The sequence below is a fragment of the Streptomyces sp. NPDC013157 genome, from assembly GCF_042899865.1.
GTDB lineage: Bacteria > Actinomycetota > Actinomycetes > Streptomycetales > Streptomycetaceae > Streptomyces.
The window spans coordinates 624869-639274 of record NZ_JBIBAK010000002.1 but is presented as its reverse complement, the minus strand read 5'-3'; the positions used below and the strand labels follow the sequence as shown (position 1 = coordinate 639274).

Annotated in this window: 9 protein-coding genes, 1 pseudogene and 1 riboswitch; of the genes and pseudogenes, 5 read left to right on the top strand and 5 right to left on the bottom strand. The window is 71.8% G+C overall.

Annotated features, from left to right (window positions below; genetic code table 11):
- The first annotated feature begins 177 nt into the window (after nucleotides 1–177).
- From ACFY6U_RS08280 to ACFY6U_RS08270, 3 genes are all read left to right on the top strand, one after another.
- A complete protein-coding gene (locus tag ACFY6U_RS08280) occupies nucleotides 178–1890 on the top strand; it encodes a PHP domain-containing protein (RefSeq protein WP_390035880.1) in 1713 nt (570 codons plus the stop codon).
- On the top strand, nucleotides 1887–2492 hold the full coding sequence (locus ACFY6U_RS08275) for a hypothetical protein (protein ID WP_390035878.1): 606 nt from the start codon (nucleotides 1887–1889) through the stop codon (nucleotides 2490–2492). The genes ACFY6U_RS08280 and ACFY6U_RS08275 overlap by 4 nt, the downstream gene beginning before the upstream one ends.
- A 155-nt stretch (nucleotides 2493–2647) precedes the next feature.
- A complete protein-coding gene (locus tag ACFY6U_RS08270; protein ID WP_390035876.1) occupies nucleotides 2648–4486 on the top strand; it encodes a M1 family aminopeptidase in 1839 nt (612 codons plus the stop codon).
- Nucleotides 4487–4557: 71 nt separating this feature from the next.
- On the opposite strand, the gene ACFY6U_RS08265 is transcribed toward ACFY6U_RS08270, so the two are convergent.
- The 5 genes and pseudogenes from ACFY6U_RS08265 to ACFY6U_RS08245 all read right to left on the bottom strand — a co-directional run bounded on the left by ACFY6U_RS08265 (nucleotide 4558) and on the right by ACFY6U_RS08245 (nucleotide 12694).
- On the bottom strand, nucleotides 4558–6927 hold the full coding sequence (locus tag ACFY6U_RS08265) for a SpoIIE family protein phosphatase (RefSeq protein ID WP_390036548.1): 2370 nt from the start codon (nucleotides 6925–6927) through the stop codon (nucleotides 4558–4560).
- A gap of 237 nt (nucleotides 6928–7164) precedes the next feature.
- Nucleotides 7165–8030 (bottom strand): annotated as a pseudogene (locus ACFY6U_RS08260) (multicopper oxidase family protein); the annotation flags it as partial.
- 216 nt (nucleotides 8031–8246) lie between these two features.
- Entirely contained in the window at nucleotides 8247–10052 is a 1806-nt protein-coding gene (locus ACFY6U_RS08255) for a phospholipase C (RefSeq protein ID WP_390035874.1), read from the bottom strand.
- Nucleotides 10053–10265: 213 nt separating this feature from the next.
- Nucleotides 10266–11501 (bottom strand): iron uptake transporter deferrochelatase/peroxidase subunit, encoded by a 1236-nt coding sequence (gene efeB, locus ACFY6U_RS08250; RefSeq protein ID WP_390035872.1) that lies wholly within the window; start codon nucleotides 11499–11501, stop codon nucleotides 10266–10268.
- Nucleotides 11498–12694 carry an EfeM/EfeO family lipoprotein gene (locus ACFY6U_RS08245; protein ID WP_390035870.1) on the bottom strand — a complete coding sequence of 399 codons (1197 nt, stop codon included), beginning with the start codon at nucleotides 12692–12694 and terminating at the stop codon, nucleotides 11498–11500. Before ACFY6U_RS08245 ends, efeB begins: the two co-directional genes overlap by 4 nt.
- A gap of 84 nt (nucleotides 12695–12778) precedes the next feature.
- On the opposite strand from ACFY6U_RS08245, the gene ACFY6U_RS08240 reads away from it, so the two are divergent.
- Nucleotides 12779–12976, top strand: coding sequence for a hypothetical protein (locus ACFY6U_RS08240; protein WP_390035868.1), 198 nt, complete (start codon nucleotides 12779–12781; stop codon nucleotides 12974–12976).
- Nucleotides 12977–13127: 151 nt separating this feature from the next.
- The gene (locus ACFY6U_RS08235; RefSeq protein WP_390035866.1) at nucleotides 13128–14234 is read left to right on the top strand and encodes an enoyl-CoA hydratase/isomerase family protein; all 1107 of its coding nucleotides are present in this window, start codon (nucleotides 13128–13130) and stop codon (nucleotides 14232–14234) included.
- Nucleotides 14235–14250: 16 nt separating this feature from the next.
- A riboswitch (cobalamin riboswitch) is annotated at nucleotides 14251–14392 on the top strand.
- Nucleotides 14393–14406: the final 14 nt, after the last annotated feature.

Below are 14406 nucleotides of genomic sequence, written 5' to 3'. Positions count from 1 at the left end.
GCATCGCCGTCTTTACGGCTCCTTGGTCAACTCCCCACCGGTACGCGTGCGTAGCGCGCTGCACATGAGTCGTTCTTTACCCCACCATGACCTCGACTCCCGTTGTTCATGCGACCTTCGCAGACTCTGCACGTCCTGAGCCATCCCCCGTACCGGTCGCCCGCGGGAGTTCCGAACATGAGCCACGGTCACAGCCACGACCACGGTCACGGTCACCACCACCATCACCACCACGGGGACGGCGACGCCGCCTCGTCGCTGCCGCCCGCCCTCGATCTGTCGGTCCCCGACGCGGAGCTGACGCCCGGCCAGCTCTCCCGCCGCTCGATGCTGCGCCGCACCGGCCTGCTCGGCGCCGGCCTCGCGGCGGGCAGTGTCCTCGCCGGCGCGGGTCAGGCCGCCGCCTCGGTCTCCTCCGCCCACTCCCAGAACGGCCGTTCCGGCGGCTACCTGTGGCTGGCCGGCGACCACCACATCCACACCCAGTACAGCTCCGACGCCAAGTACCGGGTCATCGACCACGTCCGGCAGGCCAACGCGCACGGCCTGGACTGGATGGTCATCACCGACCACGGCAGCGAGACCCACGCCAAGATCGGTGTCGAGAAGGTCAACCCGGACATCGTCGCCGCCCGCGACCAGATCGACGACACGCTGGTCTTCCAGGGCCTGGAGTGGAACATCCCGGCCGCCGAGCACGGCACGGTCTTCGTCCACCCCGGCAAGAACGAGGTCGCCGTCCTCAAGGAGTTCGAGAACTCCTTCGACGGCTCGGTGAAGGGCGCCTCCTCGAGCAGCCCCGCCAACGAGGCGCTGGCCATCTCCGGGCTCAACTTCCTCGCCGAGCAGGTACAGCGCCGCAACGTCAGGGACGCGCTGTTCCTCGCCAACCACCCGGCCCGCAAGGGCATCGACTCGCCGCACGAGATCCGCGCCTGGCGCGACGCCCAGCCATCGATCGCCGTCGGCTTCGAGGGTGCCCCCGGCCATCAGGCGGGCGGCCTGCCCAAGCCGAACGGCCCCGGCTCGGCCCGCGGCATCTACGACAACAGCCCGAGCGCCGACTCCTTCGCCGGCTACCCGCTGGAGAGCTACCGCACCTGGGGCGGCTTCGACTGGATGACCGCCACCGTCGGCGGCCTGTGGGACAGCCTGCTCGCCGAGGGCAAGCCCTGGTGGATCACCGCCAACTCCGACTCCCACAACGTCTACGCCGACACCGCGGTGCGCGGCCCGAACAGCGACTTCAACGCCAACGGCCGCTACGAGGACCCGGTCTACGGCACCGGCATCAGCCTCACCGACACCGACTTCTGGCCCGGCCAGTACTCCCGCACCCACGTCGGCGCCTCCTCCTTCTCCTACAAGTCGGTCATGGACGGCATCCGGGCCGGCCGCGTCTGGGTGGACCACGGCGGCCTGATCAGCGGCCTCGACGCCCAGCTCCGCTCCGGCTCCCAGGCGGTGACCCTCGGCGACGTGCTGCACGTCCGCAAGGGCAGCAGGGTCGACCTGGTCATCGAGATCAGCCTCGCCAACGGCCCCAACTGGGCGCAGTTCGTGCCGTCGCTGGCCCGCGTCGACGTCATCCAGGGCGATGTCACAGGCAAGGTGAGCGACAAGGACACCTTCGCCACGCCCGCCACCAAGGTCGTGAAGTCCTTCGAGGTCAACAAGGCGACCGGCACGGTCAAGCTGACGTACTCCCTCGGTCGCCTCGACAAGCCGGTCTACGTCCGGCTGCGCGGCACCGACGGCAACCGCTCCGCGGTCGGCTTCAACGGTGCCGCCGTGGACCCGGCCGGCCCGGCCATCGACGTCCTCGGCGACGCCGACCCGTGGAAGGACCTGTGGTTCTACTCCAACCCGATGTGGGTCCTGCCCGCATGACCTCCCCGCACCACGCGTCCGGCGTCCGCTCCGTCATCGGGGTGGACGCCGGTACGGCGACCCTGCGCGAGGCCGACCACCTGATCCACCGGCTGCTGGACCAACTGTCCCTCGCGGACGGCGTGTTCGCCTGCACCCACCTGTTCCGCACCGACGAGCGACGGGGTACGACGGTCTCGCTGGCCGTCCCCGGCCCGGACGCGGACGCGGTCTGGCAGGAGTTGGTCCACGTGCTCCCGAAGGGCACCGGCCTCGCCCTGGCCGACCGCTCCCACGGCCCCGGCGACGCGGTGGACACCGCCCGGCTGGCCGCCGCCGCACCACCCGCCTCCGGCCGGGCCGTGGCCTACCCCGGCGTGGCGCACCTGACCGGCACCGTCACCGTCGCGGACCTGCTCGACCGCACCGTCATCGAGCACCTCGTCGTACTCGGCGCACCCGGCGTCCGACTCCCGCCCACCGCCGAGGTGCTGACCCAGGACCATGTACGCCCGGAGTGGCGCGACGGCGTGCTCACCCTCACCCTGGTCCCGGCCGCGGGCGGCCTGCTGGCCCCCTTCGAGGTCCCCAACCCGACCCCGTGCTGTGCGGACCACATCTGACGCGAGGGTAACCCCTTAGTGACATGGCCTGGTCAAATCTGTCAGGCTTCCGACTCGCACCACTTCGTCATGCGTGAGGCCGCCACCGGCGCACCCCAGCCGGACCGGCGGCCACCGAGCAGGCCGGGATCCCGGCCTCCGCAAAGGAGTTTCGTGTGAGATCGACCCCCCACAAGGCCCTCGCCACCAGCGCGTTGGCCATCGCGGCGCTCGCCGCGGCCCTGCTCCCCGGCAGTACGGCGTCGGCCGCCGACCAGGCGGCCTGCACCCCCGCCCAGGTCGTCACCAACGGCGGCTTCGAGAGCGGCACGTCACCCTGGACCCAGTCCTCGACCGGTGTGATCACCAACCGCTCCGGCCAGTCCGCCCACGGCGGCTCCAGTTTCGCCTGGCTGGACGGCACCGGCTCCACCCACACCGACACGCTCTCGCAGAGCGTCAGCATCCCCTCCGGGTGCGCCGCGACGCTCACCTTCTGGCTGCACGTCGACACCGCCGAGACGACCTCGTCCACGGCGTACGACAAACTCACGGCGAAGATCGGCAGCACCACGCTGGCGACTTACTCGAACCTGGACAAGAACACCGGGTACGTGAAGAAGTCCTTCGACGTGTCCGCGTTCGCGGGGCAGACCGTGACCGTCGCCTTCACCGGTGCCGAGGACTCCAGCCTCCAGACCAGCTTCGTCCTGGACGACGTCGCCCTCGACACCTCGGCCGCCACCACCCCCGGCGACACCACCCGCACCCCGGCGTCGCCGTCGTACACCGTGAGCCTGACCAGCAACTCCACCGGCACCGGCTGGACCGGGCACGAGAGCGTGACCTTCACCAACGCCTCCTCGACCGCTCTCAGCGAGGTCTACCTCAGGCTGTGGGACAACTACCACGGCACCTGCTCGGCCCCGCCGATCACCGTCAGCAACGTCACCGGCGGCACCGCGGGCGCGCTCTCGGTCGCCTGCACGGCGCTGGAGGTCGCCCTGCCGACACCGCTGGCGCAGGGCCAGAGCACCACGATCGGCTTCGACCTGGGCATCACCGTCCCCAGCGGCGCCGACCGCTTCGGCTACGACGGCGCCTTCAGCATGATCGGCAACGCCCTGCCCGTCCTCGCGGTCCGGGACGGCTCCGGCTGGCACCTCGACCCGTACACCAACAACGGCGAGTCCTTCTACTCCCTCGCCGCCGACTTCAAGGTGACCCTGGACCACCCCACCAGCCTCCTGGTCCCGGCGACCGGGACCTCCGTGGACACCCCCGGCACCAGCGGCCGTACCGTCACCACCGCGACCGCCTCCAAGGTCCGTGACTTCGCCTGGGCGGCCGGGCCGTTCAGCAAGATCTCCGGCACCTCACCCGGCGGAGTCCCGGTCAACATCTACTCCGTGTCGGGCATCAGCTCCTCCAGCGCCCAGTCGATGCTCACCACCGCCAAGTCGGCCGTCGACGCCCACGCCGGCCGCTTCGGGGCCTACCCGTACGGCGAGCTGGACGCGGTCATCGACAACAACTTCTGGTTCGGCGGCATGGAGTACCCGGGCTTCGTCCTCGACCTGGTCAGCACCACCGCGCTCACCCACGAGATCGGCCACCAGTGGTGGTACGGCATCGTCGGCGACGACGAGTACAACAGCCCCTGGCTGGACGAAGCGTTCACCGACTACGCCACGGACCTCGCGCAGGGACTGTCCGGCACCAACTGCTGGAACAGCGTGTCCTGGGCCTCGTCGGCGGAGAAGATCACCAACTCGATGGCGTACTGGGACGCCCACTCGTCCCGCTACTCCACCGTCGTCTACGGCTACGGCAAGTGCGCCCTGCACGACCTGCGCCGCCTGATCGGCGACACCGCGATGACCAACCTCCTGAAGAGCTACGCCAGTTCGCACTGGTACGGCGTCTCGACCACCGCCGAGTTCAAGGCGGCGGCCCAGGCGGCCACCAGCACGGACCTGACGTCGTTCTGGACCACCCACCGCATCGACGGCTGACCCCTCCGGCCCGCGGGGCCGGCGAGGCGCGCGGGACGGCCGCAGACACCGGCCGTTCCGCGCTGCTCAGGTCAGGGGATGGCCAGTTCGGCCCAGATGGTCTTCCCGGAAGCGGTGTAGCGCGTGCCCCAGCGCTGCGACACCTGGGCGACGAGGAACAGGCCGCGGCCGCCCTCGTCGTCCCGGCGGGCCCGCCGCAGGTGCGGTGCCGTGTGGGCGTTGTCGGAGACCTCGCACAGCAGGCTGCGGTCCCTGATCAGCCTCAGCATCACGGGCCCGGTGGCGTACCGGATGCTGTTGGTGACCAGCTCGCTCACCACCAGCTCCGCGGTGAACGCCAGGTCGGACAGGCCCCAGGTCTCCAGCTGGCGCTCGGTGTCGGTGCGCGCCTGCGCCACCATCGCCGGGTCGGGCGGCAGCTCCAGGTCCGCCACCTGGCCCGCGCCCAGCCGCCGGGTGCGGACCAGCAGCAGCGTGGCGTCGTCCGCCTGCGGCCCGGGCGGCAGCGTCGACAGCGCCCGGTCGCACAGCTCCTCCAGCGGGCACCGCTGCCAGGTGAGCACATGGGCGAGACGGTCGATGCCGCTGTCGATGTCGGTGCGCCGGTCCTCCACCACCCCGTCGGTGAAGAACGCCACCACACTGCCGTTGGACAGGCTCAGCTCCACGTTCTCGTAGGGCAGGCTGCCCAGCCCCAGGGGCGGCCCCGGCGCGAGCGCGGACAGCGCCACCGAGCCGTTCGCGTCGGCCACGATCGGCGGGGGATGACCCGCGCTCGCCCAGACACAGCGGCCGCTCACCGGGTCGTAGATCGCGTACAGGCAGGTCACCCCGAGCGCCTCGTCGCCCAGCCCGTCGTCCGCGTGGGGTTCGGAGTCCTGCGCGACCAGGCCGTCGAGGCGGGTCAGCAGCTCCGCCGGATCGAGGTCCAGCAGGGCCAGGGTCCGTACGGTGGCGCGCAGCCTGCCCATGGTCGCGGCCGCGTGCACACCGTGGCCGACCACGTCGCCGACGGTCAGCCCCACCCGGGCACCGGAGAGCGGGATCAGGTCGAACCAGTCGCCGCCCACGCCCACCCGGCTGTCGGCGGGCAGGTAGCGGTACGCCACGTCGACCGCGCTCTGCTCGGGCAGATGCTGCGGCAGCAGGCTCCGCTGGAGCACCAGGGCCGCGGCGTGCTGGCTGGTGTAGCGGCGGGCGTTGTCGATGCCGACGGCGGCCCGCTCGGTCAGCTCCACCGCAAGGGTCTGCTCCTCGGGCCCGAAGGGGTCGGGGTTGCTGCTGCGCAGGAACGTGGCGAGGCCGAGGACCGCGTCCCGGGCGAGCAGCGGGACGAACAGGCTGGAGCGCCGGTCGGCCGGTGCACCGTCCGGTGACCCGGGCGGAGCGGCGTCGACGACGGGGCGGTTGGTGGCCAGGCTCAGTGCCTGCGGCGACGACGGCGGATAGGAGACGGGACTGGTCCGGAACTCCTCCGGGGTCCGGCCGTGCATCCGCAGCAGGCTGTGCCCCGGCGCCGACCCGGTCGGCGGCTGCCGGCCCTCGATGACCGCCGGCGGGAGGTCCACCAGCACCTCGTCGGCCAGCTGCGGCACCGCCACGTCGGCGAGCTCCGCGGCCGTACGGCGCACGTCCAGCGAGGCGCCGATGCGCTTGCCCGCCCGGACGAGCAGCGACAGCCGTTCCTGGGCGCGGTAGCGGTCGGTGATGTCGAGGGACTCCTCGAACAGCCCCAGCGGCTCGCCCCGGGCGTCCACCAGCCGGTGGTACGAGCAGGACCAGACGTGCTCGCGCCCCGGGTCGGCGGGGGCCCGGCCCCGATAGTGCATGCCCATGATCGGTTCACCCGTCGTGAGCACGTGCTCCATGATCTGGTCCTCGTCCGGAGGGTGGTGGCGGGAGATGAACTCGCCCTCCGGAAAGAGGGCCGCGGCCGGACGGCCCACGTACTGGGCGACCCCCGCGAGCTCCAGATCGGTGGACACGTTCCCCCAGACGACCCGCATGTCGGTGTCGAAGATCGTCAGCCCCACGGAGGACTCGGTGGCCAGCCCCTGCAACATGGCCAGCTGCGCCTCCCAGCAGCGCAGCGCCTCCAGCTCCGCCGCGACCACGACGGTCGCGGCCACCCCCTGGGACACCAGGGGGCTGAAGGCCACAGCCGCGCGCAGGGTGCGCCCGTCCCGGCAGGACAGGTCCAGGACCGTGCTGCGGGGCCGGTGCGCCGTGCAGAGCGAGGAGGGCCGCCGGCCGGGAGCCGTCGCCAGCAGCAGGGCCGCCGGCCGGCCGAGCACGTCCTCGGCCGGGTGTCCGAGGAGGCGCTGGGCCGAGGGGCCCCAGCCCGAGATGCGGCCGTCGGCGTCCAGCACCGCGGCCGCGGCCTTGGTGAGGTCCAGAGGACTGTGGAAATCGACGTCGGCCGCGTTCGGAAAACGATCCATGGGCACCGCTTCCCTCCGTGCCCCCTCAGCATCCCGTGCCGCACGACGGACGACAACCGCACGGACCGTCGCCGCCCCCTGGTACCCGGAGGCGGACCCGACGGACCTCACCGCAGGACGTCGCTCGCCGGCTCCCACAGCCGCCCGACGGTCCCGGGACGCGGCGCGTACGGCGCCACGCCGGGGGCCGGCACCGTCATGACCGGTTCCCCGCGGCTCCGCGCCGGCGCTCCGCCCCTCGGGCACCGGCGCGAGCCGCGTCGGCAGCGCGGCGTCGAAGTCGACCGGGACCGGGCGGGGCAGCAGCCCGCCGTCGCTGCCGATCTGGTGCAGCACGCCCGGGACCGGGTTGCCGTCCTCGTCGACGAGGACGAGCTCGTAGATGCGCGCGTCGGAGGCGTTGACGAGCCGGAAGCGGTACCAGCCGTCGGCCACCTCGGCGTACGGCCAGATGCGGCCGTCGACCGTGGTGTACGGGCCGGTGAACGGGGTGGTGACCGGCTTGCCCGTCTCCGGGTTCTGCTGCTGGACGATCACCGTCTTGTGCAGCAGCCGGCCGTCCTCGTCGGTGTCCAGGTTCCGGTCGGCGAGCAGCAGCGGGATCTCCCGCTCCCCGCACGGCAGCCCGAGGGCGTCCTCCTCGTCCTCACGGACCAGGTAGGTGCCGTACAGGCCGGTGTGCACGTTCCACCGGGTGATGTTCATGGCGTGGTCGTGGTACCACCACTGCACCGCCTGGTGGTCGTTCGGGCAGGGCGGCGACGTCCTTGTCGGGTTCGACGCCCTCGCGGCCGGGCTCGGTGTTCGGCTGCGGACGGCCGTCCGTGCGCAGCGGCACCTGCACGGAAGTGACCGGATAGTCGCTGCCCTCGGGGATCCGGTTGGTCCAGGCGATGCGGACGCGCTGTCCGCGGCGGACCTCGATGGTCGGACCCGGCACCTGCCCGTCGTACCCCCACATCAGGGTCGGCGGGAGCTGCGGGTGCAGCCGGACCCAGGTCGGGCGGAACCGGCAACGGCGCCACATAGGGCGCCAGTTCCTCGGGCGTCGGCGCCGCTTCCCCCGCGCCGCTCTCGGTGATCCTGTCGATGATGTCGGTCAAGATCGAACACCCCCGTGTGTTCTGTGGTTCGTTCCTTTCACCCCACAGGACTCCCGAGGCAGGGCCGACGTTCCAGGAATGCCCCGTTCCGCCCGAAAGGGTGAATATTTCCGACCAGTTCCCGGTCGGGGACACGGGTGCGGACACGGGCGCGAAAACGCCGCTCGGCACGGTCCGGGGAGGAGGACCGTGCCGAGCGGGCCGGAGCGGGGGGCGTCAGCCGGCGGTGCGCTGCCTGCGGCGGAGCGTCAGGTACGTGCCCGTGGCGCCGGCGGCCACCAGGGCGCCCGCACCGAGGCTGACCGGAAGGGCCGGGAACCGGCCGGAGTCGGTCGTCGCGGCCGTGTTCACCATCGCCGGGCCCGGGGTGATGCGGGTGGTCACCGCGGCGACGTGGCGGATCGGGCCGATGCGTTTGACGGAGCCGTCCGAGTTCAGCAGCACCTGCTTGCCGTTCGGGTGCCGGAAGTCGAACATGTTGGCCAGCGAGCCCGCGGTGGCGTCGAAGGAGTGGTCCCCGACGCGGCCGGTGTGCCAGTTGTCCTCGATGAAGCGGGTGATCGAGGACTGGTCGGTCCGGGTGTGGTCGACCTTGTTCACCTTGCTGTACGGCGAGATGACCAGCAGCGGCTGCCGGGTGCCGGGGCCGCAGCGGTCGGCGTAGCCGCCGGACGCGGCCGGACCGGACTGGCAGGCGGCACTGTCGAGGGCCTTGCCGTTGGAGCCGACCGTGGTGTCCTCGGAGCCGTTGCGGGGCTTGGCGTACGCGTGGTCGTACCAGCCGTCGGAGTCGTCGTAGGCGACGACGATCGCGGTGGACTTCCACTGCGGCGAGCTCTGGATGGTGTTGATCTCGTTGACGAGGAAGTGCTGCTCGTCGATCGGGTCGGAGTAGCCGGCGTGGCCGTCCTGGTACTCACCGGCCTTGAGGAAGCTGACGGCCGGGAGCTTGCCCGCCTTGGCGACCGCGGTGAAGTCGGTCAGGTCGTAGTTGTGGTTCGCCCGGCCGTTGTGACCGATCTCGTTCACGTTCTTCGGCGCCACGTGGTGCGGGTTGGACGTCGACTTGTAGTACGAGAACGGGTTGTGGTGCGGGCTGTAGTCGACCACCGAGGCGCCGCCGACGTTGGTGTGCGTGGTGTCGCACTTGGCGTAGGAGCCGGAGGTGCCGTTGTAGGCCGTGGACGGACGGAAGCCGCCCTGGAACCAGCCCCAGGTCACCTTCTTGGAGTTGAGCAGGTCACCGATGTTCTTGCCCTGCAGCGACGCCAGCGCGCTGGTGCTGGTGTGGTCCTTGTCGGAGCAGTCGTCGTAGGCCGGGTCGGGGTCGTTGACGACCGTGCCGACGCCCTTCGCGTTCGGGGAGGCGATGGCGTACGAGTCCGGCGTCGACGTCTGCTTGCCGGTGACCGAGTCCACCGAGATCGCGCCGTGCGTCTGACCCGAGACCAGGTTGAGCGCGCCGGGCGTGGACGGGCCGTAGACCGAGCTGTAGGAGCGGTCGTTGAGGGCGTACTGCTGGGCGTAGTTCCACAGACCGGTGACGGTGTTGCCGTCGTAGTAGTCCATGACCAGGCCCGGCTCGCCGAACAGGCCGCCGGAGCACTTGTCGACCTCGGTGTTCTGCACGAACTGGTCGGCCTTGCCGCCGTCGTAGGCCAGCTGCTCGGGCCCGTAGGAGTGGTTCTGGTCGCAGGTCATCGCCTGCGACGAGGAGAGCCGCTTGGGCGCGTACTGGTTCGGGTTCTTCGTCAGCAGCCCGGCGTGCGCGACGGTGTCGATGTCCTTCGGGGTCTTCTTGGACGCCGTGAACTTCGTGCCGTCGGTGTTCGCGGCCTTCGGGTAGGTCGCGAAGTAGTGGTCGAAGGAGATGTTCTCGTCGAACAGCACGACCACGTGCTTGATCGGGGTCGCGGTCGACGAGCCGCCGCTGTGCCCGGCGGGTACGGCGGCCCAGCTGGGCGCGGTGCCTCCGAGGACCGTGAGCGCGGCGGCCCCCGCGAGAGCGCCGAGGCTCCTCATCGCCGTTCGTCTTCCTGTGCTGGCCATGCTGGTTCCCCTCCGGGCATGAACGTCACTGCGTCGTACAACCAGGGATGCTTCGCCCGCTTCCCGGCGCTCCGGCGGAGCCATGATGGCGGGTGAATGAACACCGGGTCAGGGATGCTGGGGCAAACCTTGACGGTGTATTGACCGTTTGGGCTACGGAATTGCCGCGGAGTTGTTCGAACAAGCTCAGGCGAGCAGAGCGCGGCCGTACCAGTCGTCGCGGTCCCGCACCCCGGGCAGGGCGAAGAAGTAGCCGCCGCCGAACGGCGAGATGTAGTCGGCCAGCGGCTCCCCGACCAGCCGCTTCTGCACGGTCTCGAACTGCCGGGCCAGGTCCTGCTGGTAGCAGCAGAACAGCAGGCCCATGTCGAGGTTGCCGTTGCTGTCCATGCCCCGGTCGTAGTTGTAGGCACGGCGCAGGAGCCGCTGGTCGGCGGTGGCCGGGGTGCGCGGGTTGGCCAGCCGGATGTGCGAGTCCAGCGGGATGACGTCCCCCTTGGGGTCGTCGGCGTAATCAGGCGTGTCGTGCTCGGCGTCGCCGTCCAGGGGTGCCCCGGACTCACGGGAACGGCCGAACATCCGCTCCTGCTCGCTGAGCGAGACCCGGTCCCAGAACTCCACCAGCATGCGGATCAGCCGGACCACCTGGTAGCTGCCGCCCACCGCCCACTCCGGTTCCCCGGAGTCCTTGCCTACCCACACCAGCTGGTTCATCTCCCGGGCGCTGCCGGTCTCCGGGTTGGCGGTGCCGTCCTTGAAGCCCAGCAGGTTGCGCGGGGTGCCGGACGGGCGGGGCGGGCTGGTGAAGCCGTCCAGCCGCCAGCGGACCTGCATGCCGCCCCGGGTGTGCCGGGCGATGTCGCGCAGTGCGTGCAGCACGGTGTCGGTGTCGTCCGCGTGCAACTGCAAACTGAGGTCGCCGTGGCACCACTCGGGCCGGAGGTCGTCGTCCGGGAACGCCGGCATCGCCGTCAGCCGACGCGGTCTCAGTTTCCCGAGCCCGAACCGGTCGTCGAAGAGCGAGCCGCCGACGCCGACGGTCACCGCCAGCGCACCGGACGGCAGTCGCTCACCGAGGACTCCCGAGTCGGCGGGCGGCGCGGTGACACCCACCGGGTCCGGGGTGCCGCCCGAGGCCAGGAAGCGGGCGCGGTCGGTGAGCGTGTGCAGCAGTTCGGTCAGCTCGGCGCGGCTCCCGGCGGTGACGTCGAAGGAGGTGAACACGGTCGTCCGGCGGGGCGGGGCGATCGCGGACTGCTGGCGGGCGCCGTGGAAGGGAGCGATCGTGCCGGGGGCGGTGGTGTCCGTGCTGCTGGGGGCGGCCGCGCCGCCCGCGGCCAGCCCGGCCCCCGCGAGGGCCGCGCCGCGCAGGAACCCGCGGCGGCCCACTCCGCCCTTGCCGCCCGTCTGGTTCGCGCTCATACCGTCCTCCGCGGGTCGCACAGGGTCGCCACCGGCGCCAGCCGCTCCACCAGGTCGCCGAGGACCGCGTCGACGTCCTCCCGCTGCCGGTGGCCGAGCTTCCCCAGCGCTGTCCAGGTGCCGCCGCGATCGAAGCCGTCGAGCACCGTGCCCGCCTGCTTCAGCTCGCTCTCCAGACCGGCCAGATCCGCGTACCGGGTGGCCAGCAGCGGGTGCAGCCGGGACATGACCTCCACCGTGCCGTCCAGGTTGGCGCGGGCGGTGGCGAGGTTGCTGCCGCTGCCGTAGTCGGTACGGCCGGTCAGCTCGAACTGCACCGTGTTCTCCAGGATCTCGTGCGCCCGCAGCCCCAGCTGGGCGGGGTCCATCCGGGTCTGTGCCCAGTCGTCGCGCAGCGCGGTGACCGCCTTCACCAGGCCGGCGGCCGGGCCGCGCAGGCCGGCGGCGGACTCGCCGTGCCACAGTCCGTACTCGATCCGGTGGAAGCCGGTGAAGTCCTTGTCGTGCACCCCGCCGGGCAGTCCCGCGTCCGTGCCGTTGATCGCGCCGTCGGCGTCGCCGAAGGCGTCGTACGCGGCGCCCAGCCGCTCGTACTCCAGGTGCGCCGGCAGCCAGGCGGTGCGGGCGGCGGCGAGATCACCGCGGTCGATCGCGTCCCGCAGGGCGGCCGTCAGCCGTACGACGTCGGACAGGCCGCTGCCGACCCACTTCTGGTAGGCGAGGGCCGGCGGGATCAGATCGTGCTCGGTGACCGGGGCCGCGGCCGGCCCGCTGCTGCCCCTGGCGATCCGGACGGTCGGCCCGGTGACGGCGTCGGCGTCGTCGGGCACGCACTTGAACGCGTACGCGCCCTTGCCGAGCCGGACGGTGAGCTCGCGGGTCGTTCCGGGCCCGATGTCCTCCACCTCGCCGTACACGGCCCGGCTCTTCGGGTCCTCCAGCAGCACCTCGGCGGCCCCGTCGGTCGGATTGTGCAGGTCGAAGACCTGGACACCGGAGACCGGCGCGCTCCACCCCCGGCCGCAGCGGCTGGCGGACACCTCCACGGTGGTGTGCGGCAGCGCGGCCGGGTCGGCGTGCGCGGGGCGTGAGTCGTGCGTGAGCGCCAGAACTCCGGCCACCAGGCACACGACGGCGACACCGACGACCGCCCAGGGACGCAACGACCTCCAGCTGAGGCCGGACAACACCATCCCGAGCTCCCGGGGGTTCGTACCGTTCGTGATCGCCTCATGTTAGGCAGCCCTTTGTACTCGAACGGCCGTCCAGGGAAACCCATGACCAAGAGTTCCCTGCCGGTTCACCGGACCTCCAGCGGAGCCGCCCGTTCGGTACCGGGCCGGACCGGCCTGAAGAGGACACGGGCACCGCCAGTCACCGAAGGCCCCGTCACCGCCTTCTGGAAGGCCGAGGCCGACACCGGCCGACTCCGCTTCTTCGGCGCCCCCTTCGTCGCCGCCGGCCGCCGCCCCTGACCACCGAGCGGCACGCCCTTCGACGGGTCGGCGTGCTGGGGACGCGACGGACACGAGAAGATCGTCCGTGACCCACGCGTCCACCCGTCCCGGAAGGAACCGACGAGATCATGCGCCTCATCGTGGCCCGCGGCCCGGCGGAGGTGTCCGGATGACCGGCGCCGAGGAACACGTCCTGCTGCACGTCGACGGACGGGCCGCGCACCTCACGCTGAACCGGCCGAAGGCCATCAACGCGCTGACCCACGCCATGGTGCGCCGCATCGACGAGGCGCTCACGGAGTGGGAGCACGACCCCGCCGTCGAGACCGTCGTCATCAGCGGCGCGGGGGAGCGCGGCCTGTGCGCGGGCGGGGACATCCGTGCCGTCCACGACGACGCCCGGGACGGCGACGGGTCGGCCGCGGCCGCGTTCTGGCGGGACGAGTACCGGCTCAACGCCCGCATCGCCCGGTACCCGAAGCCGTACGTCGCGGTCATGGACGGCATCGTGATGGGCGGCGGGGTCGGTGTCTCGGCGCACGGCAGCGTCCGGATCGCCACCGAGCGGTCACGGATCGCCATGCCGGAGACCGGGATCGGCTTCGTGCCCGACGTCGGCGGCACGTATCTGCTCGGCCGTGCGCCCGGCGAACTCGGCACCCATCTCGCTCTGACCGGCGGCCGGATCGGGGCCGCCGACGCCGTGCTCTGCGGCCTCGCCGACCACTGCATGCCGTCCGGCTCGATCCCCGCGTTCGTCGCCGACCTCGCCGGCCTGCCCGTACCCGAGGCGCTCGCCCGGCAGGTACGACAGGCGCCCGACGGGGAGTTGGCCGGGCACCGGGCGTGGATCGACGCCTGCTACGTGGCCGACACCGTCGAGGAGATCGTCCAGCGGCTGTTCGCGCACGGCGACCCGGCGGCGAAGGAGACGGCGGACACCCTGCTCACCAGGTCGCCCACCGCCCTGAAGGTCACGCTGGCGGCGCTGCGCCGGGCCCGGCGACTCGGCTCGCTGGAGCGGGTCCTGGACCAGGAGTACCGCGTCTCCTGCGCAACCCTGGCGACCCACGACCTGGTGGAGGGCATCCGGGCCCAGGTCGTCGACAAGGACCGCACCCCGCACTGGTCCCCGGCCACCCTCGCCGAGGTCGCCGACGCCGACGTCGACCGCTTCTTCGCCCCGCTCGGCGAACGCGAACTCGGCCTCGCCCCACCCGCCCGATCCGCCCCACCGGCCGCCCACCAGGCGCGAGACGAAGATCACGCCTGGTGACGCGGTCTTGGCCGTGCCCCTGACACGCGGTACGGTCTGTCCGATATCGACGACGGCGAGACGGAAGCCGGTGGGAATCCGGAACGGTCGCGCCACTGTATGCGAGAGCCCCCGGGCTGCTCGTGAGTCAGACCCGTGGCCGTCGTCCTGTGCACCACCGAGTTGGGACGCG

Coding starts and splice junctions, on each gene's coding strand:
- ACFY6U_RS08280 (WP_390035880.1), top strand. CDS start 178: ATGAGCCACGGTCACAGCCACGACCACGGTCACGGTCACCACCACCAT.
- ACFY6U_RS08275 (WP_390035878.1), top strand. CDS start 1,887: ATGACCTCCCCGCACCACGCGTCCGGCGTCCGCTCCGTCATCGGGGTG.
- ACFY6U_RS08265 (WP_390036548.1), bottom strand. CDS start 6,927: ATGGATCGTTTTCCGAACGCGGCCGACGTCGATTTCCACAGTCCTCTG.
- ACFY6U_RS08255 (WP_390035874.1), bottom strand. CDS start 10,052: ATGAGGAGCCTCGGCGCTCTCGCGGGGGCCGCCGCGCTCACGGTCCTC.
- efeB (WP_390035872.1), bottom strand. CDS start 11,501: ATGAGCGCGAACCAGACGGGCGGCAAGGGCGGAGTGGGCCGCCGCGGG.
- ACFY6U_RS08245 (WP_390035870.1), bottom strand. CDS start 12,694: ATGGTGTTGTCCGGCCTCAGCTGGAGGTCGTTGCGTCCCTGGGCGGTC.
- ACFY6U_RS08240 (WP_390035868.1), top strand. CDS start 12,779: ATGACCAAGAGTTCCCTGCCGGTTCACCGGACCTCCAGCGGAGCCGCC.
- ACFY6U_RS08235 (WP_390035866.1), top strand. CDS start 13,128: ATGACCGGCGCCGAGGAACACGTCCTGCTGCACGTCGACGGACGGGCC.